This is a genomic window from Streptomyces hamibioticus, from assembly GCF_047946815.1.
Taxonomy (GTDB): Bacteria; Actinomycetota; Actinomycetes; order Streptomycetales; family Streptomycetaceae; genus Streptomyces.
The window spans coordinates 4,138,035-4,160,255 of record NZ_JBKKQY010000001.1 but is presented as its reverse complement, the minus strand read 5'-3'; the positions used below and the strand labels follow the sequence as shown (position 1 = coordinate 4,160,255).

Here is a 22,221-nt window from a genome sequence, read left to right as displayed (position 1 = left end):
CTGGATCCACGGTCGTCGTTCCCGACTCGCGGTCCTGGCGGTCACCCCTGTGATGCCCCGTCCCGTCGGCGGTCATCCGAACGGAACGGTCACAGCACGATATCCCCGAGTGTCAGCCTTGGGGAGTGGTTACGGCACTCAGTGCCAGCGCGTGACGAAGGACACCGTGCCGGACGGGTCGCGGGCAGGATGCGGCAGGATGGCGGCGTGACCGACCGAGACGCCGTTTCCGCCGACTCCGCCGTCCGCTCCGCGCCCGCCGTGCCCTTCGATCTGGCGTCGATGCGGAAGCAGTACCGGGCCGAGGGCCTCTCCGAGAGCGAGCTCGCCGCCACGCCCGTCGAGCAGTTCGCGCGCTGGTTCAAGCAGGCCGCGGTGGACGGGGGACTGTTCGAGCCCAACGCCATGGTCGTGTCCACGGCGGACGCCGAGGGCCGGCCCAGCTCCCGCACGGTGCTGCTGAAGCACTTCGACACGGAGGGCTTCGTCTTCTACACCAACTACGGCTCCCGCAAGGCGCGCGATCTCGACGCGAATCCGTACGCCTCGCTGCTCTTCCCGTGGCATCCGATGGCCCGGCAGGTGATCGTCACGGGCGTGGCGCGGCGTACCGGGCGGGACGAGACGGCCGCGTACTTCCGGAGCCGGCCGCACGGCTCCCAGCTGGGGGCGTGGGCGAGCGCGCAGTCTTCGGTGGTGGGCTCGCGCGCCGATCTCGACGCCGCGTACGCGGAGCTGGCGGCGCGCCATCCGGAGGGCGAGCAGGTGCCGGTGCCGCCGCACTGGGGCGGGTTCCGGGTGGTGCCGGACTCGGTGGAGTTCTGGCAGGGGCGGGAGAACCGGTTGCACGACCGGCTGCGGTACGTCGCGGAGCCGGGCGGGGGGTGGCGGGTGGAGCGGCTCAGTCCGTGAGCGGCCCACGGGGTCGGTCCGTGGGCGGCCCCCGCCGGGCCAGTCCGTGAGCGGCCCCACGGGACCGGCCCGTGGGCGGCCGCAGCGGTGTCAGCCCAGTACCCCGTCCAGCAGCTTCGCCCACTGCTCGACCACCCGCTCCCGGCGGGCCGTGTCGTCGGTGAGGAGGTTGGCGAGGCCGAGGCCGCGGGCCATGTCGAGCAGGCCCTGGACGGTTTCGCGGACGCCGGGGCGGGTCTCGTCGGCGCCGAGCAGGTCGACCGCGATGCGGTGGGTCTCGCGGCCCACGCGGGCCTCCAGCTCGGTCACCCGGCCGCGCAGCTGGTCCTCGTTGGAGGCGGCCACCCACAGGTGGAGCGCGGCGCGGAAGAGCGGGCCGGTGTAGAGGTCGACGAGGGCGGACACCACGGCGCGGCGGTCGGCGGCCCGGGCGCCCTCGGGGAAGAGGGCGCGCAGGGCGGTGGAGCGTTCCTCCGCGACGTACTCGACGGCGGCGGTGAACAGGTCCTCGCGGGTCGGGAAGTGGTGCTGGGCGGCGCCCCGGGAGACGCCGGCGCGCTCGGCGACGACGGAGACCGTGGAGCCCGCCCAGCCGTGTTCGGCGAGACAGGCCACGGCGGCCTCCAGGAGCCGCTGCCGGGTGACCCGGCTGCGGTCCTGCTTGGGGACGCGCTCCGCACGCTCGACCGCGCTCACGGCACCGTTCACACCACCCATTCCGGATCCCGTCGTTCGAGGAAGGCCGTCATCCCCTCGCGGGCCTGCGCGGAGGAGAACAGCCGGGCCGAGAGCGCGGTCAGGTCGGCCGCGTCCCGGTCGAAGGCTTCCAGCACCCTAGCCGTGAGCAGCCGTTTCGTCTCGGCCAGGGCCTGCAGTGAGGCGCGGCGCACACCGTCCAGGACCGGTTCCAGTACGGCGTCCACGTCCTCGCCCGCCGCGGTGAGCAGGCCGATGCGGGCGGCCTCGGCGGCGTCGAGGCGCTCGCCGGTGAGGTAGTAGCGGGCGAGGGCGCGGGGGTCGGCGCGGGGGACGACGGGGAGCGAGATCACGGCGGGGGCGACGCCGATGCGGACCTCGGTGAAGGCGAACGTGGCCTCCCGGGACGCCGCCGCGATGTCGCAGGCGGCGAGCAGGCCCAGGCCGCCGGCGCGGACGTGTCCGGTGACCCGCGCGATCACCGGCTTGGGCAGCTCGACGATCTGTCTCAGCAGCCCGACCAGCGCCTTTGCGTCGGGCGGGTCGCGCAGGTCGGCGCCGGCGCTGAAGGTGTTGCCGGTGTGGCCGAGGAGGACGGCGCGGACGCCGGTGTCCTCGCCGGCCTCGGTGAGGGCGCCGGCCAGCTCGCCGACGAGGGCGGCGGACAGGGCGTTGCGGTTGTGCGGGGAGTCGAGGGTGAGGGTCTCGACGCCCCGCGCGCGGGTGCGGGTGATCAGGGTCGTCACGGGCGCTCCCTGAGCTGCCGGCGCAGGACCTTGCCGGAGGCGGCACGGGGCACACCGTCGATGAAGGTGGCCTCGCGGACCCGTTTGCAGGGGGCGACGCGTTCGGCGACGTACATCATGACCTCGTTCTCCACGCTGTGCCGGGACGGTACGGCTCAGTACGGCTCGGTACTGCTAGGTACTGCCCGGTACTGCTCAGTACGACTTGGGCAGGCCCAGGGTCTGGTGGGAGACGTAGTTGAGAATCATCTCCCGGCTCACCGGGGCGATACGGGCCACGCGCGCCGCCGTTATCAGCGAGGCGAGCCCGAACTCCCGGGTGAGACCGTTGCCGCCGAGGGTGTGCACGGCCTGGTCGACGGCCTTCACGCAGGCCTCGCCGGCCGCGTACTTGGCCATGTTGGCGGCCTCGCCGGCGCCCACGTCGTCGCCCGCGTCGTAGAGGTGGGCGGCCTTCTGCGTCATCAGGCGGGCCAGTTCGAGCTCGATGTGCGCCTGGGCGAGGGGGTGGGCGATGGCCTGGTGGGCGCCGATGGGCGTCTTCCAGACGGTGCGCTCGCGCGCGTACTCGATGGCCCTGGCCAGGGCGTAGCGGCCCATGCCGATCGCGAAGGCGGCGGTCATGATCCGTTCGGGGTTGAGGCCGGCGAAGAGCTGGAGCAGGCCGGCGTCCTCGTCGCCCACCAGCGCCTCGGCGGGCAGCCGTACGTCGTCCAGGACCAGCTCGAACTGCTTCTCGGGGGCGTGCAGTTCCATGTCGATCCGCCGGCGTTCGAAGCCGGGCGCGTCGCGCGGGACGATGAACAGGCAGGGCTTGAGCTTGCCGGTGCGGGCGTCCTCGGTGCGGCCGACGATGAGGGTGGCGTCGGCGATGTCGACGCCGCTGACGAAGACCTTGCGGCCGGTGAGCACCCAGTCGGCGCCGTCGCGGCGGGCGGTGGTGGTGATGCGGTGGCTGTTGGAGCCGGCGTCGGGTTCGGTGATGCCGAAGGCCATCAGGCGGGTGCCGTCGGCGAGGGGCGGGAGCCACTCGCGCTTCTGCTCCTCGGTGCCGAAGCGGGCGATGACGGTGCCGCAGATCGCCGGGGAGACGATCATCATCAGCAGGGGGTTGCCGGAGGCGCCCATCTCCTCGAGGACCAGGGAGAGTTCGGTGATGCCGCCACCGCCGCCGCCGTACGCCTCCGGCAGGTTGACGCCGATGTAGCCGAGCTTGGCGGCCTCCTGCCAGAAGTGCCTGTTGTCGGTGCCGAGGGTGCGGGGGTGGCTCCTGGCGAATGCCGATACCGCCTCGCGGAGGGCCTTGTGTTCGTCGGTTTCGATGAGGGTGGTCACTGTGCTCCTTCGGGTGCGGTTTCGTTGTGGCCGGTCGCGCTCAGGCGGCGGAGCCGCAGATTCCCTACAACCCCGCCCCTAGGTCGCCTGCACTACCGCCAGCAGGGAACCGACCGTCACCTGCTGTCCCGGTACGGCGTTCAGTGCGGCGAGTGTTCCGGTGACCGGGGCGGTGATCCTGTGCTCCATCTTCATCGCCTCCAGCCACAGCAGGGGCTGTCCGGCCTCCACGGACGACCCCTCGCCGAGGCCCTCCGCGACGCGGACGACCGTGCCCGGCATGGGGGCGAGCAGGGAGCCGGGGGCGTGCTGGGCGGTGGGGTCGGGGAAGCGGGGCAGGGCGGTGAGGCGGGTGGTGTTGACGAAGACCTGGTCGCCGTAGGGCGCCACGTCGAACCGGCGCTGCACACCGTCCACTTCGAGGAGGACCAGGTCGGCAGCGGCGTGCACGACGCGCACGCCGCCGGCGGCGAGGCCCGTGCGGGTGTGCCGGTAGTGGACCTCGTGCTCCTCGCCCGCCATGGCGTACCGCTTGGTCTGCGGTACGGACGGCAGGTTGCGCCAGCCGCCGAAGCGGGAGCGGCCGCAGGCGTCGGCCAGGGCGGCGGCCAGCGGGGCCAGCGGGTCGGCGGCGGGCCCGGTGAGCGCGGCGAGGTGGCGGTCGTAGAAGCCGGTGTCCATGCGGCCGGTGGTGAACTCCTCGTGGCGCAGGGAGCGGACGAGGAGGTCGCGGTTGGTGACCGGGCCGTGGATCGCGGCCCGCTCCAGGGCGCCCGCGAGCCGGCGGACGGCCTCGGCGCGGGTGGGCGCGTGGGCGACGGCCTTGGCGAGCATCGGGTCGTAGTGGACGCCGATGTCGTCGCCGTCGGTGTAGCCGGTGTCCAGGCGGACGCCGTCGGGGACGGCGAGGCGGTGCAGGCGGCCGGTCTGCGGGGCCCAGTCGCGTGCGGGGTCCTCGGCGTAGAGGCGGGCCTCGACGGCGTGGCCGCGCGCGGGGGGCGGCTGACCGGCGAGGGCGTGGCCCTCGGCCACCCGGATCTGCTCGGCGACCAGGTCGAGGCCGAAGACGGCTTCGGTGACGGGGTGTTCGACCTGGAGCCGGGTGTTCATCTCCAGGAAGTGCGCCCGCCCGTCGGCGACCAGGAACTCGGCGGTTCCGGCGCCGACGTAGGAGACGGCGCGCGCGGCGCGTACGGCCAGTGCGTGCAGTTCCTCCGTGAGCCTGTCGGCAAGGCCCGGCGCCGGGGCCTCCTCGATCACCTTCTGGTGGCGGCGCTGGAGGGAGCAGTCGCGGGTGCCGAGGGTCCAGACGGTGCCGTGGGTGTCGGCAAGGATCTGCACCTCGACGTGGCGCCCGTTCTCGACGTAGGGCTCGACGAAGACCTCGCCGTCGCCGAAGGCGCTCGCCGCCTCCGCGCGGGCGGCGGTCAGCTCGGCGTCGAGGTCGGCGAGGTGCCGGACGACGCGCATGCCGCGTCCGCCGCCGCCCACCGCGGCCTTCACCAGCACCGGCAGGTCGGCCTCGGTGACCTCGGCGAGGGGGGCGATGCCCATGAGTTCCTTGGCCCGGGTCTTGGACGCCATGGCCTCGATCGCCTCCGGCGGCGGGCCGATCCAGACCAGTCCGGCGTCCAGCACGGCGCGGGCGAAGCCGGCGTTCTCGGAGAGGAACCCGTAGCCGGGGTGGACGGCGTCGGCCCCGGCGGCCAGGGCGGCTTTCACGATCGCCTCGCCGCGCAGGTACGTCTCGGCGGGCGTCGCACCCGGCAGCCGTACCGCCGTGTCGGCCACGCGCGCGTGCAGGGCGTTCTCGTCGGCGTCGGAGAAGACGGCGACGGTCCGGATGCCCTTCTCGCGGCAGGTGCGGAAGACGCGGCAGGCGATCTCGCCCCGGTTGGCGACCAGAACGGAAGCAATCATGGGTTCCCTCACATCCGGAAGACGCCGAAGCCGCCCCGCGCTCCCTCGTAGGGCGCGGTGTGGATGGCGGACAGGCACAGGCCGAGGACGGTGCGGGTGTCGCGCGGGTCGATGACGCCGTCGTCGTACAGCCGCCCGGACAGGAACATCGGCAGCGACTCGGACTCGATCTGCTGCTCCACCATGGCGCGCAGCGCCGCGTCGCCCTCCTCGTCGTACGGCTGTCCCTTCGCGGCGGCCGACTGGCGGGCGACGATCGACAGCACCCCGGCGAGCTGCTGCGGGCCCATGACGGCGGACTTGGCGCTGGGCCAGGCGAACAGGAAGCGGGGGTCGTAGGCCCGGCCGCACATGCCGTAGTGACCGGCGCCGTACGACGCTCCCAGGAGGACGGACAGGTGGGGGACGCGCGAGTTGGAGACCGCGTTGATCATCATGGCGCCGTGCTTGATGATGCCGCCCTGCTCGTACTCCCTGCCGACCATGTAGCCGGTGGTGTTGTGCAGGAACAGCAGCGGGATGTCGCGCTGGTTGGCGAGCTGGATGAACTGGGCCGCCTTCTGCGACTCCTCGCTGAACAGGACCCCTCGGGCGTTGGCCAGGATGCCGACGGGATAGCCGTGCAGGGTGGCCCAGCCCGTCGTCAGGCTGGTCCCGTACAGCGGCTTGAACTCGTCGAAGTCGGAGGCGTCCACGATCCGGGCGATGACCTCGCGCGGGTCGAACGGCGTCCTGAGGTCCTCCGGGACGATGCCGAGGAGTTCCTCCGGGTCGTACTTCGGGGGCTCGGCGAGCGGCGGGTCGGGGTACGCCTTGCGGTGGTTGAGGCGGGCGACCACGCGGCGGGCCTGGCGGAGCGCGTCCGGTTCGTCCACGGCGAAGTAGTCGGCGAGGCCCGAGGTGCGCGCGTGCATCCCGGCGCCGCCGAGGGACTCGTCGTCGCTCTCCTCGCCGGTGGCCATCTTCACCAGCGGCGGGCCGCCGAGGAACACCTTGGCCCGCTCCTTGACCATGATCACGTGGTCGGACATGCCGGGGATGTAGGCGCCCCCGGCCGTGGAGTTGCCGAAGACGACGGCGACGGTGGGGATGCCGGCGGCGGACAGCCGGGTGAGGTCCCGGAAGATGCCGCCGCCGGGGATGAAGATCTCCTTCTGGGACGGCAGGTCGGCGCCGCCGGACTCGACGAGGCTGATGCAGGGCAGCCGGTTGGCGAGGGCGATGTCGTTGGCGCGCAGGGCCTTCTTCAGGCTCCACGGGTTGCTGGCACCGCCGCGCACGGTCGGGTCGTTGGCGGTGATCAGGCACTCGACGCCCGCGACGACGCCGATGCCGGTGACCAGCGAGGCGCCGACGGTGTACTCGCTCCCCCAGGCGGCCAGCGGCGACAGCTCCAGGAACGGGGTGTCGGGGTCGAGGAGCAGCTCGATGCGTTCGCGGGCGAGCAGCTTGCCGCGCTTCCGGTGCCGGGCGACGTACTTCTCGCCGCCGCCCGCGAGGGCCTTGGCGTGTTCGGCGTCCAGGCCGGCGAGCTTGGCGAGCATGGCCTCGCGGTTCGCCCGGTGGTCGGGGGCGGTGGGGTCGAGGGCGGAGGCGAGGACGGTCACAGGAGAACCTCCGGGATGTCCAGGTGGCGGGAGCGCAGCCATTCGCCGAGCGCCTTGGCCTGCGGGTCGAACCGGGCCTGCGCGGCGACGCCCTCGCCGAGGATTCCCTCGACCACGAAGTTGAGGGAGCGCAGGGCGGGAAGGGCGTGCCGGGTGACGGGCAGGTCGCGGGTCTCGGGGATCAGCTCCCGGAAGCGGTCGGCGGTCAGCTCGTGCGCCAGCCACCGCCAGGCGTCCTCGCCGCGGGCCCAGACACCGACGTTGGCGTCACCGCCCTTGTCCCCGCTGCGGGCACCGGCGACGAGGCCGAGAGGGGCGCGTCTCACGGGCCCCGGCGGCAGCGGCCGCGGGAGGGGCGGCTCCGGTACGTCCGTGAGGGCGGCGGTGTCCTGCGGCGGGGGCACGGCGATCCGGCGCCCGTCGTGGAGCACGGCGACGTGGCCGACGGTGTCCTGGGGGACGTACCCGGCCTCGAAGACGCCGTAGGGGGCACCCTTGCCGGGCGGCGCCAGCACGTGGAAGCCGGGGTAGCTGGCGAGGGCCAGCTCCACGGCCGCCCCGCTCAGCGCCCGCCCGACGGCCTGCTGGTCGGCGTCCCGGACGACGAGCCGCAGCAGGGCACTGGCCGTCTCCTCGGTCGCCGCGTCGGGCCGGTCGGTGCGCACCAGGTCCCAGCGCACCTCGGCGGGCGGCGACTTGGCGAGCGCGTCCGTCATCTGCTCCCGCACCAGGGCGGCCTTGGCCTCGATGTCCAGGCCGGTGAGGACGAAGGTGACCTCGTTGCGGAAGCCGCCGAGGCGGTTGCGGCCGACCTTGAGGGCGGGCGGCGGGGCCTCGCCGCGCACGCCGTCGATCCGCACCCGGTCGGGGCCGTCCTGCCGGAGCCGTACGGTGTCCAGCCGGGTGGTGACGTCCGGCCCCGGGTACCGGGCGCCGCCGGTCTCGTACAGCAGCTGGGCGGTGACCGTGCCGACGTCGACGCGGCCGCCGGTGCCGTCGTGCTTGGTGATGACCGAGGAGCCGTCGGCGTGCAGTTCGGCGAGCGGGAAGCCGGGGTGCCGGGCGGCGCCGTCCTGGAGGAAGTCGCGGAAGAAGGCGTAGTTGCCGCCGGTCGCCTGTGTCCCGCACTCCAGCACGTGCCCGGCGACGACCGCGCCCGCGAGCCGGTCGTACTCCGTCGGCGCCCAGCCGAAGTGCGCGGCGGCGGGCCCGGTGACGAGGGCGGCGTCGGTGACCCGCCCGGTGACCACGACGTCGGCACCGGCGCGCAGGCACTCCGCGATGCCGAAGCCGCCGAGGTAGGCGTGGGCGGCGAGGGTGCCCGGGTGGCCGGCGGTGAGGTCGTCGCCCTCGACGTGCGCGACGCGGACGGGGATGCCGAGCCGGTCGGCGAGCGCGCGCACGGCGTCGGCGAGCCCGGCCGGGTTGAGCCCGCCGGCGTTGGTGACGATCCGGACCCCGCGCTCGTGGGCGAGGCCGAGGCACTCCTCCAGCTGGCGCAGGAAGGTGCGGGCGTATCCGGCGGCGGGGTCCTTGAGCCGGTCGCGGCCCAGGATGAGCATGGTCAGCTCGGCGAGGTAGTCGCCGGTGAGGACGTCCAGCGGGCCGCCGGTGAGCATCTCGCGCATGGCGTCGAAGCGGTCGCCGTAGAAGCCGGAGGCGTTGCCGACGCGGAGGGGGCGGGGCGGGGGCGGACCGGTCGCCACGCCCGCGCGGTGCGGGGTCGCGCCGGGCGCGCCCGCCGTGCTGGGCCCGGTCACCGCGGGTCCCCCTTCGGCCCCCGTCCCGCGCCCGGCGGCCCGGCGAAGGCCTGGGCGACGTCCAGCCAGCGGTCGGCGTCCGGGCCCTCGGCACGCAGACCGAGGTCGGCACGGTGGGCGCGCTGGACGGCCAGGAGGCAGAAGTCGAGGGCGGGGCCGGTGACCCGCTGGGCCGCGCCCTCGGGGCCGTACGTCCACAGGTCCCCGCCGGGGCCGGTGAGTTCGACGCGGAACTCCTCGGCGGGCGGGGTGAGCCCGTGGGCGGCGAAGGCGTAGTCCCGGGCGCGTACGCCGATGCGGGCCACGTGCCGGAGCCGGTCGGAGGGCGGGCGGGTCGCGCCGAGAGCATCGGCGACGTCCAGGCCGTGGGCCCAGGTCTCCATCAGGCGGGCGGTGGCCATGGAGGCGGCGGCCATGGGCGGGCCGTACCAGGGGAAGCGGGCGCCGTGAGGCGACTCGCGCAGCGCCTTGTCGAGGGCGGCACGGCCCTCCCGCCATGCGGCCAGCAACTCGCCCGGGGTCTGCCGGGCGCCTTCCTCGGCGCCTTCGTCCACGTACCGGTCGGGCGCGGCGAGGGCCCGCTCCACCAGGACGCGGAAGCCCTCCTCGTCGGTGACGGCCAGCAGGGCCGAGCGGTCGGTCCAGGCCAGGTGGGCGATCTGGTGGGCGACCGTCCAGCCGGGTGCCGGGGTGGCGAGCCGCCACTGCTCGGGACTCAGCCTGGCGACCAGCGCGTCGAGTTCCTCGCTCTCCTCGCGCAGGTCGTCGATGACGGGCGTCGGGTCGGACACGGGGCGCTCCCCTCGGGCACGGCGGTGTGCGGCGCGGTGTGGTGAGGAGCATGGCAGCGGCACCAGAAACAATCAAGCGTGCTTGCATGAAAAAGAGAGGGGGCGGTGCGCGGGGTCCGTCCCCCGGCCTGCGGGCCCGTCCCGCGGCCTGCGGGTCCATCCTGCGGCCTGCGCCCTGCCGCCAGCCGCCAGCCGCCTGCCGCCTGCCGCCTGCCGCCTGCCGCCGCGATCACCGCACCGCACACCGCGCACAGGACACCCGCACCGCACACCGCACACCGCACACAGGACACCCGCACCGCGCACCGCGCACCGCGCACCGCGCACCGCGCACCGCGCACCGGCGTCTCAACGCCCTCGGGCCCTCAGTCCGCCCGCCACACCGTCCTGTCCGCGGTCACGAAGGCGATGTCCGGCATCGCGGTCGACTTCACGGTGAGGACGAGCAGCGCGATCTCCCCGTCCGCGTTCTTCACGCAGATCTCGCTGCCCTTGGCCGCCCCGGCCAGCGGGAGGCGGTGACCGTCGTGCCTGTCGCCGGAGAGGAAGGCACGGCACGTCTCGTACGTGGCGCCCGGATCACCGAACAGGAGCTTGAACACGCTGGCGTCGCTCTCCAGGGCGCACCTGCCCTGTACGCAGTCGAGGCGGATGTCGCCCTCGCGGTCCTCGCGGTACTCGATGGCGCTGAGGTCGGCCGAGTTCTTCCGGTCCAGCCACAGCGGGGGGAGGGCGCGGGCCCTCGGCGTCGCGGACGCCGGCGAGCGGCCATCGGCGTCCCCACCGGACCCGGCCGGCGCCCCGGACATCCGCGCGGCCGGCGCTCCGGACTCCGGCCCGGACACCGATCCCGACGCGGAACCGCCACCGGACGCGGAGGACCCGGACGCTCCCGCACCGGGAGTTCCGGACGCCGCCGCGCCGGGAGTTCCGGACGCCGCCGCCGCCCTTTCGCGGTTCCGTTCGCCCAGCCGGTCCATGGCGTCCATGACCATCCACGTGAGGCCGGTCAGCAGCAGCGCACCGGCCGCCACGGCGGCGCCCACGACCATGGCGGTGCGTCGCCTGCGGGCAGCCCGCTGCGCCGGAGCAGGCGCCGGGGCAGGCACCGGCGCCGGACCGGCCACGGGCCCCGGAGCGGTGAACGGCAGCGTGTGCGGGGCCGTGGAATACGGCGTGTGCGGGGCCGTGGGATACGGGACGTGCGGCGCGGGCGGCGGAACCGTCACCTCCGGCCCGGCGATCTCCCGCCAGACGGCCGGGCCGACGCCCGTGTCGGCGTCCCGCCCCAGTTCCCTCCGGCACCACTCGACGACCTCCGCCGGGGTGACCCGCTCCGCCGGGTCGGCGGCCAGACACCGGCCGAGCAGTTCGCGGAGCCGGTCGGGCAGCACGGACAGATCGGGTTCGGAGTGCACGATCCGGTACAGGACGCCGACCGAGGGCCCGTCGCCGTAGAGCGGACGGCCGAGCGCCGCGAACGCCGCCGTCTGGCCGAGCGCGAAGACGTCGGTCGCCGCCGTGATGTCGGCCCCCGCGGACGCCTGCTCGGGAGCCATGTACTGCGGGGTGCCGATGGCGGTGCCGGTGGCGGTGTGCGAGGTGCTGTCCGCGGCCACCGAGATGCCGAAGTCGATCACCCGCGGCCCGTCGGCGGCCAGCAGCACGTTCGACGGCTTGAGGTCCCGGTGCACGATCCCCGCACCGTGGATGGCCTGGAGCGCCTCGGCCACGCCCGCCATCAGCCACAGCACCGCCGGCACCGGCAGCGGGCCGCTGCGGGCGACGGCCTGCGCCAGGGACGGGCCGGGCACGTACAGCGTGGCCAGCCAGGGCGGTACGCCGTCCCCGTCGGCGTCGATCAGCTCGGCGGTGTACGCGCCCTTCACGCGCCGGGCGGCCTTGATCTCCCTGGCGAAGCGCCGCCGGAACCCGGGGTCGTCGGCCAGTTCCGGCCGCACCACCTTGATCGCCACCGGCCGGCCGCCCCGGGTGTGCGACAGGTAGACCCGGCCCATGCCGCCCGCGCCGAGCCGGGCGGCGAGGCGGTAGCCGGCCACGACGGGCGGATCGTCCGCCTGCAGCGGCTGGAAGACGTCGGTCGCGTGGGTCATCGGGCCCCTCCCCCTCGATCCGATGAGTTGACCAGCTTCGCAGCCTATGCGTCTCCCTTGACCACTGGTCAGTCCGGGGGCGGTCGGACGCTCGGAGAGCGGCCGCGCTGCTCGCGTTCTCGGGGTCGCGACCCAGGGATGACCCCGAGACGCGGGTCCCGGACATGAGGGGACCGTCTCCTCTGCGCGGACGATCTCCACGGCGCGCGCGATCACCAGGATGGAGCCTGTCCGAAGCCACCCGCCCCTCGGGAAGCAGGAGCACCGTCACATGAACAACCGCGCCCGTACCCGCGCCGCCGTCGCGTCCGCTCTGCTCAGCTCTCTCGTCCTCGGCTCACTCGCCCTCGGCCCGCTCGCCGCGGCCGCGGTCCCCCGCCCCGGCGCCGAGGCCGCCGCCACCCCCGCCGCCACCGCGGCGCCGTCCGTCGACGGCCCCGACACCGAGGCCCTGGAACGGGCGCTGGCCGGAATCCCCGACGGGGACGTCTCGGCGGCCCTGGTCCGGGTCGGCGGCAAGGGCGGCTGGCAGGGCACCGCCGGGGTGCGGAACCTGCGCACGGGAGCCCCGGCGCTGGAGAACGCCCGGTTCCGGGCCGGGTCGACGACCAAGACGGTCACCGCGGCGCTCGTGCTCCAACTGGTCGCGGAGGGCCGCGTCGACCTGGACGCGCCCGTCACCCGCTACCTCCCCGGCCTGCTGCCGTCCTCCTTCACCGAGCCGCCGACCGTGCGCCACCTGCTCACGTACACCAGCGGGCTCCAGCCCGGAGCCGGTCTCGGCTCGACCACCGAGGAGATGTACGCCAACCGGTTCCGCACCCTCACGCCGGAGCGGGTGGTGGCCACGGCCGTCGCCCGGGGGCCGGCCTTCACGCCGGGAGCGCGGCAGGTGTACCAGAACATCGACTACACGGTGCTCGGCCTGCTGATCGAGAAGGTGACCGGAGACAGCTACGAGCACCAGGCCGACGTACGGATCTTCCGCCCCCTGGGCATGCGGCACACGGGTTTCCCCGCCGGGCCGGACCCGCGCGTCCACGGACCGCACCACCGGGCCTACGCGGACATCGGCGGGCGGACCACCGACGTCACGGAGTGGAACATGTCCGACCGCTGGGCGGCGGGGAACATGATCTCCACCACCGCCGATCTGGAGCGCTTCCTCGTGGCCCTGTTCCAGGGCCGGGTGATCCCGGAGCGGCTCGTGGACCAGATGCTCACCGTCCCCGACGTCGAGGGCGCGTCCTACGGCATGGCCTGGCAGCGCTACGTCCACGGCGGGAAGGTGATCTGGGGGAAGACCGGGTCCCGGCCCGGCTACCACACGGTGCTGGCCGCGACCCGGGACCTGTCGCGGACGGTGGTGTACTCGGTGAACGCCAAGAGCGCCCGCGAGGACGGCTTCCCGCTCGTCGCGCGCTTCGCGCTGCCCGCCTTCAACCGCTGACCTCGGCTGTGCCTGTGGACGGTGCGGCAACAGTATTCTGGGGCCGGCGGGAAGGAGGCGTCGATGAGCGTCGAAGCGATCATGCACACCGAGTTTCCCGAGGGATACGCGGTCCTCTTCGGTGCCGACGGGAAGGTGGTCATGACCCCGCAGAGTGTCGAGCATTCCGACACGATCAAGTCGCTGCAGTACGACACGATCGTGTCGCTCGGGCGCCACGCGAAGACGATCTCGGACGTGTATCTCGACTTCCCGGCCGACGAGAATTCGGCTCCGGGCCTCGCCATCCTGCGGGAAGATGCGCAGAGGCAGGGCCAGCGCTACAGCTTCGAGGACGTCCTGCTGATCGCGGAGGTGGTGTCGGCCTCCTCCGCACGCAAGGACTACGACGACTGCACCGCGAAGTACGGCCGCTACAGCATCCCCGTCTACCTGGTCGTGGACCCTTACGCCGGAGAAGTCGTCGTCCACACTCAGCCCACCGGCACCGGGTACATCGCGGCACATACCCATAAGTACGGCACGGGCAAGCTTCCCCTCGAGCTCGCCGACGGACGCACCTTCACCCTCGACCTGGACGAGCTGCCCCGGCCCGACCCCGGGACCCGCTGACCGCGTTCTCCGGGACCTCGTGCGCGCCGCTCGGTAGCGCCTCGCTCGCCCCCCCCACAGCCACCACCGGCGCCGGCGCAGGGCCGCCCTCAACCGCTACTGGCCGCGTTCGGCCGCCAGGGCCTGCGCCGCCTCACCTCCGCGCCGCCGCGTCTGGGTCCGCACCGCGCCCATGCTCGCCGCGACGACCAGGGCGATGGCGGCGGCCTGGGCCGTGGTGAGGGCCTGGTTCAGGACGAGGAAACCGGCCGTGGCCGCGATCGCCGGCTCCAGGCTCATCAGGACCGCGAAGGTGGAGGCGGGCAGGCGGCGCAGGGCGAGGAGTTCGAGGGTGTACGGCAGGACGGAGGAGAGCACGGCCACCGCGGCGCCGAGCGCGAGCGTCACCGGGTCGACGAGCTTCGCTCCGGCCTCGGCGATGCCCAGTGGCAGGAACAGCAGCGCCCCGACCGCCATGGCCAGCGCCAGCCCGTCGGCCTGCGGGAACCGGCGGCCGGTGCGGGCGCTGAAGACGATGTACGCCGCCCACATCGCGCCCGCGCCCAGCGCGAAGGCGGCGCCGGCCGGGTCGAGGCGGTCGAATCCGCCGCCGCCGAGCAGGAAGACACCGGCGAGGGCGAGCGCGGCCCAGAGCAGGTTGATGGCTCGCCGGGAGGCGAGGACGGACAGCGCGAGCGGGCCGAGCACCTCCAGCGTGACGGCGGGGCCGAGCGGGATGCGGTCGACGGCCTGGTAGAAGAGGCCGTTCATGCCGGCCATGGTGACGCCGAAGACGACCACCGTGCCCCAGTCGGCGCGGGAGTGGCCGCGCAGCCTGGGGCGGCAGATCAGCAGCAGGATGACGGCGGCCGCCACCAGCCGCAGGGTCACGATGCCGAGGGCGCCCGCGCGCGGCATCAGACTCACCGCGAGCGCCGCACCGAACTGCACGGAGAGCCCGCCGGCGAGGACCAGCCCGACCGGGCCCAGCGAGCCCCGGCGGCTCGGGGCGGGGGCGCGACCGGGGGACTGCGCTGCCGTGGGGGCGGGTGCGGCGGCCTGGGCCGGGGCGCCGGGGGCGTCGCTGGGGGTACTCACGTGGGGCTCCGGGCGGTCTACGGGGTCGGTTTCGTTCACGATAATGTACGTCGCAGTCCAGAGTAATGGACTAAGTCAGGTCTGTAACCCTGTTATGCGACTGTCACGGGAGGGGTGCGGGCTGTCAACGCGATTCCACGGAGTGGACGGGCCGCACGGAGGCGGCCGGCACCGACGAGATACGGTCCGCAGCGTCGACCCCCGCCGCGCCCTCCCGGAGGCCCCGTGAGACGAGCCCTCACCCGCGTCTGGCGCCTGTTGCGCCCGGTACAGAGCCGCATCATGTGGCTGCTGAACGCCAAGTTCGTGGTCGGCGTGACCGGTGTCGTGCGCGACGACGAGGGGCGGGTCCTGCTGCTGCGGCACCGGATGTGGCCGCCCGGCCGCCAGTGGGGCCTGCCGAGCGGCTTCGCGCGCAAGGGCGAGGACTTCCGGCGCACGGTGGTGCGCGAGGTCAAGGAGGAGACGGGCCTCGACGTGGAGACGGGCCGCCTGGTCATGCTGAACAGCGGCCTCCGCACCCGCCTGGAGGTGGCCTACGAGGCCCGCCTGCTCGGCGGCGACCTGCGCCTGGACCCCTTCGAGATCCTGGAGGCCCGCTGGTGCCACCCGGACGACCTGCCCCCGGACGTCCAGCCGGTGTGCCACCCGCTGGTCCGGGGCGGGACCGTCCCGTAGCCGGCGGCCGACGGCGCCGCGCCGGACCCACCGCACCGGCCGCCCGGTCAGCCGCGGCGGACGGTCACCGTCACCTCCGCGCCCGGCGCGGCCAGCACCCACGCCGTGCCCGGCGTCCTGCGCACCACCAGCGCCCCGCCGCCGGCCTCGACCCGCCAGGACCCCGCCGGCACGGACAGCTCGGTCGGCCGGGAGCCGTGCCGCGCCGCACGGTAGGCGAGCCGGAAGACGCCGTCCTCGGCGTCGTGGGCGGCGGAGCGGACCGTGCCCGCCACCGCTTCCGCATACGGCTCGGCGGTCAGCTCCTTGTTGGTGCGGAAGGCACCCGCCTCGTCGACCGCGCAGTAGCCGCCGCCGTAGCACCACACGTAGCCCGCCCAGCCGGAGCCGTAGCGGCCCAGGGAGGCCATCGCGTCGCGGTAGAAGCGGTTCATGTTCGGCAGGGAGTTGTTGAGCGGGCCCCACTCCCCGACCACGACCGGGACGCCGTACTCCCGCGGGTACCGGGTGACGGCCCGCTCGTACGCCTCGATCCAGCCGGCCCCGGGGTCGTAGTCCGCGCCCGCCTCCATGGCGGTGTTGTAGAAGTGCGGCGCGTAGACGACCTTCGGGTCGTCGATCCGGCCGAGCCCCGTCGGCACGCCCTCTCCCACGATCGGGGTCGGCTCGACGAAGACCCAGGCGTCGCGGTCGACGGCGCGGACCGCGTCCGCCAGGCGGTTGTACATCGGGGTGAGGTGCACACGCTCGATCCGGCGGGCGGCCGTCGCGAGGTCCTCCCCCGGCCGCAGCTCGCCCATCGGCTCGTTGATCAGGTCGTAACCGAGGACCGCCGGGTGGTGGGCGAAGCGGCCGGCGAGCACCCGCCACATCCGGGCCTGGGCGGCGCGCAGGTCCGGGTCCTCGTAGAGGTGGGTGAAGGCACGCTGCACGGCCGGTTCGAAGTACTCGGCGAACCAGTCGTCCGGGTGCGGGGTGAACGGCAGCCCGTCGGTCCTGGTCGCCCACCCGGGGATGCCGCGGTGGCCGAAGGCGGGCCCGAAGACGTCCTGGTGCGCGTCGATCAGGACCCGTACATCATGCTTCTCGGCCCAGTCCAGGACGCGGTCGATCCGCCGCAGATAGCGTTCGCTGTACCGACCGGGCTCGGGCTCCAGGTCGTCCCAGAAGACCAGCAGGCGGGCGAAGTTGAAACCCTGGGCACGCATGTCCCTGAAGTGCCGCTCGGTGACGGCGGACAGCGCCTGCTCGCCCCGGTTCGCCTTGTCCTCCACGTTCCAGCCCCGCAGGGTGAGCACGCGCCCGTGCCGGTCGGTGAGGTCGGGTATGCCCTCGCCGGCGGCTCGCTCGGTGCGGGCGGGGACGGCGGGTACGGCAGCGGCGGGTAAGGCGGTGGGGACGAGCAGCGCGGCGGCAACCGCACCCGCCATGAGCGTCGTTCGCAGCACGGGAACCTCCGGGGCCCTCGGTGTTCGCGGTGCCGCGCATCGAATCAGCGCACGGCACCGGCATCAAGAGGGCGGCGCCTCGTCCGGCTTCCGGGCGACGAAGGAGCCGAGGCCGGGCTCGGTATAGGTCAGCCCCTCCTCGCGCAGCGCCCGGAGAACCTTGTGCGCCGTCGCGTTGGCGATCCCGAACTCCGCGGTGAGCTGCACGACGGACGGGACTCGCGTACGTGGCGGATAGGTGCCGTCAGCTATACGGCCGCGTACCACGTCCGCGACCTGGCGCCAGCGAGGGATGTCGGGAGCAAACTCGATCACCGCATCAGCATGAGCACGCCTAGCGCTGTACGCGATACCTGGAATACCTAGCATGCCTAGAATGCCTGGAGTCCTCTGAGCGTGTCAGACCCCCGCGACGGGTGGAGCCGTCCGGGGGCGTGGCCACCAGCCGAACACAGAGCGGAGCTCGTGACGTGACCGACCTTCAGCGGTATCAAGAGGGCGGAGCCTCGCCCGGCTTCCGCGCGACGAAGGAGCCCAGGCCGACCTCGGCGCGGACCAACCCCTCCGACTTCAAGTGAGCAAGGGCCTTCTGTGCGGTCGACGCGGCGATACCGAACTCGGCCGACAGCTCGACGACCGACGGAACGCGAGCGCCGATCGGATAGCTCCCGTCAGCGATACGCGCGGCGACGGCGGCGGCGACCTGCCGCCATACGGGTCGGGTGCGGTCGAGCTCGGGAGTCATGCGATGGACGCTACGCGACCGCGGTAGACCGCCCACCTGAACGTAAGTACCCCCGCGACGGGTGGAGCCGTCCGGGGCGCGGCCACCAACACAGACAGGAGTTGGGTGACGTGACCGACCTTATCCGCCGCCTCATGACGTGGGTGGGCGTATTACTCGTCCCCCGTGGCACCCACCGCCGCACCGGCCCCCGCCCCGCGCATCTCCCCCTGCCTCCCCCACCACCCACGATCGATATCCCCCCTCTCCCCGCCCACCGCAGCCCCTACGGCCTGCCGACCGTCCTCGACGGCGCCGCGACCGTGGCCGTACGCCCGTACGTCACCGCCTGCCGGCCGTACGAGCTGAGGGAGGCGGCATGAGCGCACCGCGTGAACCACGCCTGCTCCCCTGGTCCGGCCCAGAAGGCAAGCCCTGTTACCTGATCACCGACGACACCGGCGGCCCCGTCTCCCGCCTCGCCGACATCACCGAGGCCACCCAGCTCGACATGGGCGCCGAACTCCTCACCCACGCCCGCGGCTTGCTCCCCGATGCCCCTCCCGGCGAACTCCGCTACCTCGCCGAGCGCCTGACCGAAGCCCTCACCGACGCCCTACGGGTGGCCGAGAGCAGGGGGCGGAGACTGCACCGGCTGAACTGAGCGGCGCTCCGAGTCCGACCGGGCAGGACCCGAGTATCCGCCCTAGACGTACGCACGTTTGGCGGAGTGCCCCCTGGGGAGGAGCGCCCCCCAGGGCTGGCCTGACGGACGCACATGCGCCCCGCGCTCCCTCTGCAAGATGCTCCATCGGAGCGAGAGGACGAGAGAGCCATGTGGCGCGTCATTCTGTATCTGACGCCGGTGACGGTGGCGACGGCGCTGTCGCTGACCTTCCTGGGGGCGCTGGCGCTCCAAAGTGCCGCTACCCGTTGGCCCCGGACCGTCTGCCGCATCGGCTCTCTCGCGCTCGCTCTCTGGCTGCTGCTGATCGCCATGGCGACGCTCACCGCCTCTGACGGCAGTACCGGCGGAAGTGGCGGCGCTCTCTGGCTGAGTCCGGGGATCGAAACGCTGAGAGCGGACAGCGCCTACGTAACTGCCTACGAAAAGGAGATGGTCGTGCGGCAGTGGGTGGCGAACGCGCTGGTGTTCGTGCCACTGCCGGCCCTAATGGCGACCGCACGGCCTGACTTCTCCGCAGGGAAATGCCTCGCATTGTGTGCGGCAGCGGCCGTCGTCATCGAGCTCGTGCAATGGCTTGGGGGCAACGGACGTATCGTGGATCTCGACGATGTGCTCTTCAACTCCGTGGGTGCAACCGTAGGTGTCGGCTTGGGCATGGCGGCCTGCCTGTTGCTGAGGTGGCGTCAAGGCCGGAGGGGCAACGCCGAGGAGCGGGTGTGAACGGTTCGTCGACGTTCACACCCGCGTGAAGGAACCGACTCTCGCTTTCATGGAGTCGTCCGGCTTTCATCAAGCCCTTCCGCCAGCACCTCCGCCAAATGCCTCCCCCGCACCCCGGCCAGTTGCTCCAGCTGCGTCCGGCACGAGAAGCCGTCCGCCAGGACCACCGCGTCGGCCGGGGCCTCCCGGACCGCCGGGAGGAGCTGGTCCTCGGCGCAGGCAACCGAGACCTCGTAGTGGTCCTTCTCGAAGCCGAAGTTGCCGGCCAGGCCGCAGCAGCCGCCGGTGAGGTCGCCGGTGAGGCCCGCGGCGGTGCGCAGGCGGCGGTCGGCGGTGTCGCCGAGGACCGCGTGCTGGTGGCAGTGGGTCTGGCCGGTGACGGGGCGGTCCAGGGCGGGCGGGGTCCAGTCGGGGGCGTGGCGTTCCAGGGCCTCCGCGAAGGTGACGACCTTCTCGGCCAGGCGGGCCGCGCGCGGGTCGTCGTGGAGCAGTTCGGGCAGGTCGGTGCGCAGGGCGGCGGCGCAGCTCGGTTCCAGGACGACGACCGGGGAGTCGGTGTCGAGGACCGGTTCCATGAGGTCGAGGGTGCGGCGCAGGACCGTACGGGCACGGTCGAGCTGGCCCGTGGAGACGTACGTCAGGCCGCAGCAGACGCGGCCCCGGCCCCGGAGGAGGGAGAGAGGGTCGAGGGCGACCGACAGGCCGTCGCCCACCGGTGCCTTCGCCAGGCGCACGGTCGGCGGGAGCGCCACGCGCAGCCCGGCCGCCCTCAGTACCCGTACGGCCGCCTGCCCGACGGACGGGGAGAGGTGCTCGGTGAAGGTGTCCGGCCAGAGGACGACCAGGGTGCCCGCTCCCTCGGTCGCCGTCCCGCGCTGCCCGTCCCACCAGCGGGTGAAGGTCGGGGTCGCCAGGCGCGGGATCGCCCGCTGCGGTGCGATGCCGCCCAGCCGTTTCGCCGCCCAGGCCAGCGGCCGCACCCGGGTCAGCGCGTTGACCAGCGGCGCCGTGCGGGTGCGGGACACCGCCCGGAGCCAGCGCGGCAGCCGGCCCATCGAGTAGTGGGCGGCGGGGCGGCGGCGCCCCGCGTAGTGGTGGTGCAGGAACTCCGCCTTGTACGTGGCCATGTCGACCTCGACCGGGCAGTCCGAGCGGCAGCCCTTGCAGGACAGGCACAGGTCGAGCGCGTCGCGGACCTCCGTCGAGCGCCAGCCGTCGGTGACCAGCTCCCCGGCGAGCATCTCGTGCAGCAGCCGGGCCCGGCCGCGGGTGGAGTGCTCCTCCTCGCCGGTGGCCCGGAAGGAGGGGCACATCACCGCCGGCCCCGACACCGACGTCGTACGGCACTTGGCGACGCCCACGCAGCGGCGGACCGCCGCCGAGAAGTCGCCGGCGTCGGACGGGTAGCCGAAGGCGACGTCGACCGGGCGGCGCGGCAGGGGCGCGAAGCGGAGGTTGGCGTCCAGGGGGGCCGGGCGGACCAGCATGCCGGGGTTGAGCAGGTCGTCGGGGTCCCAGAGGGCCTTCGCGCGCTCGAAGAGGGCGACCGTCTCCGCGCCGTACATGCGCGGCAGCAGCTCCGCGCGGGCCTGCCCGTCACCGTGCTCGCCGGACAGCGAGCCGCCGTGCGCCACCACCAGGTCGGCCAGCTCCTCGGAGAAGCGGCGGAAGGCGGCGATCCCCGGCCCGGTCAGCAGGTCGAAGTCGATGCGGACGTGGATGCAGCCGTCCCCGAAGTGGCCGTACGGCGTCCCCCGCAGCCCGTGGGAGGACAGCAGCCCCCGGAAGTCGCGCAGGTACGCGCCCAGCCGGGCCGGCGGCACCGCGCAGTCCTCCCAGCCGGGCCACGCCTCGGAGCCGTCCGGCATCCGGGTCGCCGTACCGGAGGCGTCCTCCCGGACCCGCCACAGCGCCCGCTGCCCGGCCGGGTCCGTCACCACCCGCGCGTCGACGACGTCCGCCGCCCGCACGATCGCCTCCGCACGCGCGCGTGCCTCGTCCGGCGTCTCGCCGCCGGTCTCCACGAACAGCCACGCCCCGCCCCGGGGCAGCCCGGCCGGCGACCGCACCAGGTCGGCCGCCATGCCCTCCACGGTCAGCGGGCCGTGCGTGAGCAATCCCGCCGCCGCCTCGGCCGCCGCGCTCTCGTCGGCGTATCCCAGCACGGCGAGCGCACGCGCGCGCGGCGCCTCGACCAGGTCGACGACCGCCTCCGTCAGCACGCCCAGCGTGCCCTCCGAACCGCAGAAGGAGCGGGCCACGTCCGCGCCGCTCTCGGGCAGCAGCGCGTCCAGGGCGTAGCCGGAGATACGGCGGGGCAGCTCGGGGAAGCCGGTGCGCAGCCGCGCGAGTTCGCCGTCCACCAGTTCCCGCAGGCCGTCCGGCGCCCCGGCCCAGTCCCGCCCGGGGCGCAGCCGCCGCCCGCGCGCGGTGAGCACCTCCAGCTCCCGCACGCTGTCCGCCGTGGTGCCCCAGGCCACCGAGTGGGAGCCGCACGAGTTGTTGCCGATCATGCCGCCGAGGGTGCACCGGCTGTGGGTGGAGGGGTCGGGGCCGAAGCGCAGACCGTGCGGGGCCGCGGCCTCCTGGAGCCGGTCCAGGACCAGGCCCGGCTGGACCACCGCCGTGCGCGTCCCGGGGTCCAGGGAGAGCAGCCGGTTCATGTGCCGGGTGAAGTCCAGGACGACGCCCGTGCCCGTCGCCTGCCCGGCGATCGAGGTGCCGGCGCCGCGCGCCACGACCGGCACGCCGTGCTCCCGGCACACCGACAGGGCCGCCGCCACGTCGTCGGCGTCCCGCGGGGCCACCACCCCGAGCGGCACCCGCCGGTAGTTGGACGCGTCCATCGTCGTCAACGCCCGGGCGGTGACGTCGAATCCGACCTCGCCCCGGACGTTCCTGCGCAGTTCCGCCTCCAGATCCGCCATGTCTCCAGGAAACCAG

Annotated in this window: 21 protein-coding genes; 7 read left to right on the top strand and 14 right to left on the bottom strand. The window is 73.8% G+C overall.

Annotated features, from left to right (window positions below; translation table 11 throughout):
* Nucleotides 1-189: 189 nt before the first annotated feature.
* Nucleotides 190-912, top strand: a complete 723-nt coding sequence (pdxH, locus tag ACLGIH_RS18790; protein ID WP_416526399.1) for a pyridoxamine 5'-phosphate oxidase — start codon at nt 190-192, stop codon at nt 910-912.
* A 90-nt stretch (nt 913-1,002) separates the two neighbouring features.
* On the opposite strand, the gene ACLGIH_RS18785 is transcribed toward pdxH, so the two are convergent.
* From ACLGIH_RS18785 to ACLGIH_RS18745, 9 genes are all read right to left on the bottom strand, one after another.
* Complete coding sequence (locus ACLGIH_RS18785) at nt 1,003-1,629, bottom strand: TetR/AcrR family transcriptional regulator (RefSeq protein WP_416526398.1); 627 nt, start codon at nt 1,627-1,629, stop codon at nt 1,003-1,005.
* Nucleotides 1,617-2,354 carry an enoyl-CoA hydratase family protein gene (locus ACLGIH_RS18780; protein WP_416526397.1) on the bottom strand — a complete coding sequence of 246 codons (738 nt, stop codon included), beginning with the start codon at nt 2,352-2,354 and terminating at the stop codon, nt 1,617-1,619. The genes ACLGIH_RS18785 and ACLGIH_RS18780 overlap by 13 nt, the downstream gene beginning before the upstream one ends.
* Nucleotides 2,351-2,488, bottom strand: a complete 138-nt coding sequence (locus tag ACLGIH_RS18775; RefSeq protein ID WP_416529574.1) for a hypothetical protein — start codon at nt 2,486-2,488, stop codon at nt 2,351-2,353. The genes ACLGIH_RS18780 and ACLGIH_RS18775 overlap by 4 nt, the downstream gene beginning before the upstream one ends.
* A gap of 61 nt (nt 2,489-2,549) precedes the next feature.
* Nucleotides 2,550-3,689: an acyl-CoA dehydrogenase family protein gene (locus ACLGIH_RS18770; protein ID WP_416526396.1), complete on the bottom strand. Its 1,140-nt coding sequence runs from the start codon at nt 3,687-3,689 to the stop codon at nt 2,550-2,552.
* Between the two features lie 78 nt (nt 3,690-3,767).
* Nucleotides 3,768-5,609, bottom strand: a complete 1,842-nt coding sequence (locus tag ACLGIH_RS18765) for an acetyl/propionyl/methylcrotonyl-CoA carboxylase subunit alpha (RefSeq protein WP_416526395.1) — start codon at nt 5,607-5,609, stop codon at nt 3,768-3,770.
* 8 nt (nt 5,610-5,617) lie between these two features.
* Entirely contained in the window at nt 5,618-7,216 is a 1,599-nt protein-coding gene (locus ACLGIH_RS18760) for an acyl-CoA carboxylase subunit beta (RefSeq protein WP_416526394.1), read from the bottom strand.
* Nucleotides 7,213-8,922 (bottom strand): acyclic terpene utilization AtuA family protein, encoded by a 1,710-nt coding sequence (locus ACLGIH_RS18755; RefSeq protein WP_416529419.1) that lies wholly within the window; start codon nt 8,920-8,922, stop codon nt 7,213-7,215. The genes ACLGIH_RS18760 and ACLGIH_RS18755 overlap by 4 nt, the downstream gene beginning before the upstream one ends.
* A 50-nt stretch (nt 8,923-8,972) precedes the next feature.
* The gene (locus tag ACLGIH_RS18750; RefSeq protein WP_416526393.1) at nt 8,973-9,767 is read right to left on the bottom strand and encodes a TIGR03084 family metal-binding protein; all 795 of its coding nucleotides are present in this window, start codon (nt 9,765-9,767) and stop codon (nt 8,973-8,975) included.
* Nucleotides 9,768-10,132: 365 nt separating this feature from the next.
* A complete protein-coding gene (locus ACLGIH_RS18745; RefSeq protein WP_416526392.1) occupies nt 10,133-11,881 on the bottom strand; it encodes a serine/threonine-protein kinase in 1,749 nt (582 codons plus the stop codon).
* A gap of 271 nt (nt 11,882-12,152) precedes the next feature.
* Between ACLGIH_RS18745 and ACLGIH_RS18740 the strand changes: the two genes are divergently transcribed.
* Nucleotides 12,153-13,331, top strand: a complete 1,179-nt coding sequence (locus ACLGIH_RS18740; protein ID WP_416526391.1) for a serine hydrolase domain-containing protein — start codon at nt 12,153-12,155, stop codon at nt 13,329-13,331.
* A gap of 63 nt (nt 13,332-13,394) precedes the next feature.
* Complete coding sequence (locus ACLGIH_RS18735; RefSeq protein ID WP_416526390.1) at nt 13,395-13,943, top strand: Uma2 family endonuclease; 549 nt, start codon at nt 13,395-13,397, stop codon at nt 13,941-13,943.
* A 96-nt stretch (nt 13,944-14,039) separates the two neighbouring features.
* Here the strand turns inward: ACLGIH_RS18735 and ACLGIH_RS18730 are convergent, their stop codons facing one another.
* Nucleotides 14,040-15,020, bottom strand: coding sequence for an EamA family transporter (locus ACLGIH_RS18730; protein WP_416526389.1), 981 nt, complete (start codon nt 15,018-15,020; stop codon nt 14,040-14,042).
* A 225-nt stretch (nt 15,021-15,245) separates the two neighbouring features.
* On the opposite strand from ACLGIH_RS18730, the gene ACLGIH_RS18725 reads away from it, so the two are divergent.
* Nucleotides 15,246-15,698, top strand: a complete 453-nt coding sequence (locus ACLGIH_RS18725) for an NUDIX hydrolase (protein WP_416526388.1) — start codon at nt 15,246-15,248, stop codon at nt 15,696-15,698.
* 47 nt (nt 15,699-15,745) lie between these two features.
* Here the strand turns inward: ACLGIH_RS18725 and ACLGIH_RS18720 are convergent, their stop codons facing one another.
* The 3 genes from ACLGIH_RS18720 to ACLGIH_RS18710 form a co-directional block, all read right to left on the bottom strand.
* The gene (locus tag ACLGIH_RS18720; protein ID WP_416529418.1) at nt 15,746-17,128 is read right to left on the bottom strand and encodes a cellulase family glycosylhydrolase; all 1,383 of its coding nucleotides are present in this window, start codon (nt 17,126-17,128) and stop codon (nt 15,746-15,748) included.
* A gap of 81 nt (nt 17,129-17,209) precedes the next feature.
* Nucleotides 17,210-17,461, bottom strand: coding sequence for a GntR family transcriptional regulator (locus ACLGIH_RS18715; RefSeq protein WP_416526387.1), 252 nt, complete (start codon nt 17,459-17,461; stop codon nt 17,210-17,212).
* 175 nt (nt 17,462-17,636) lie between these two features.
* Nucleotides 17,637-17,891 (bottom strand): GntR family transcriptional regulator, encoded by a 255-nt coding sequence (locus ACLGIH_RS18710; RefSeq protein ID WP_416526386.1) that lies wholly within the window; start codon nt 17,889-17,891, stop codon nt 17,637-17,639.
* Nucleotides 17,892-18,034: 143 nt separating this feature from the next.
* Here ACLGIH_RS18710 and ACLGIH_RS18705 point away from each other — a divergent pair, with 143 nt between their 5' ends.
* From ACLGIH_RS18705 to ACLGIH_RS18695, 3 genes are all read left to right on the top strand, one after another.
* The gene (locus tag ACLGIH_RS18705; RefSeq protein ID WP_416526385.1) at nt 18,035-18,253 is read left to right on the top strand and encodes a hypothetical protein; all 219 of its coding nucleotides are present in this window, start codon (nt 18,035-18,037) and stop codon (nt 18,251-18,253) included.
* Nucleotides 18,250-18,534, top strand: a complete 285-nt coding sequence (locus tag ACLGIH_RS18700) for a hypothetical protein (protein ID WP_416526384.1) — start codon at nt 18,250-18,252, stop codon at nt 18,532-18,534. The genes ACLGIH_RS18705 and ACLGIH_RS18700 overlap by 4 nt, the downstream gene beginning before the upstream one ends.
* A gap of 171 nt (nt 18,535-18,705) precedes the next feature.
* Nucleotides 18,706-19,278, top strand: coding sequence for a VanZ family protein (locus ACLGIH_RS18695; RefSeq protein WP_416526383.1), 573 nt, complete (start codon nt 18,706-18,708; stop codon nt 19,276-19,278).
* A 47-nt stretch (nt 19,279-19,325) separates the two neighbouring features.
* Here the strand turns inward: ACLGIH_RS18695 and ACLGIH_RS18690 are convergent, their stop codons facing one another.
* Entirely contained in the window at nt 19,326-22,205 is a 2,880-nt protein-coding gene (locus ACLGIH_RS18690; RefSeq protein ID WP_416526382.1) for an FAD-binding and (Fe-S)-binding domain-containing protein, read from the bottom strand.
* Nucleotides 22,206-22,221: the final 16 nt, after the last annotated feature.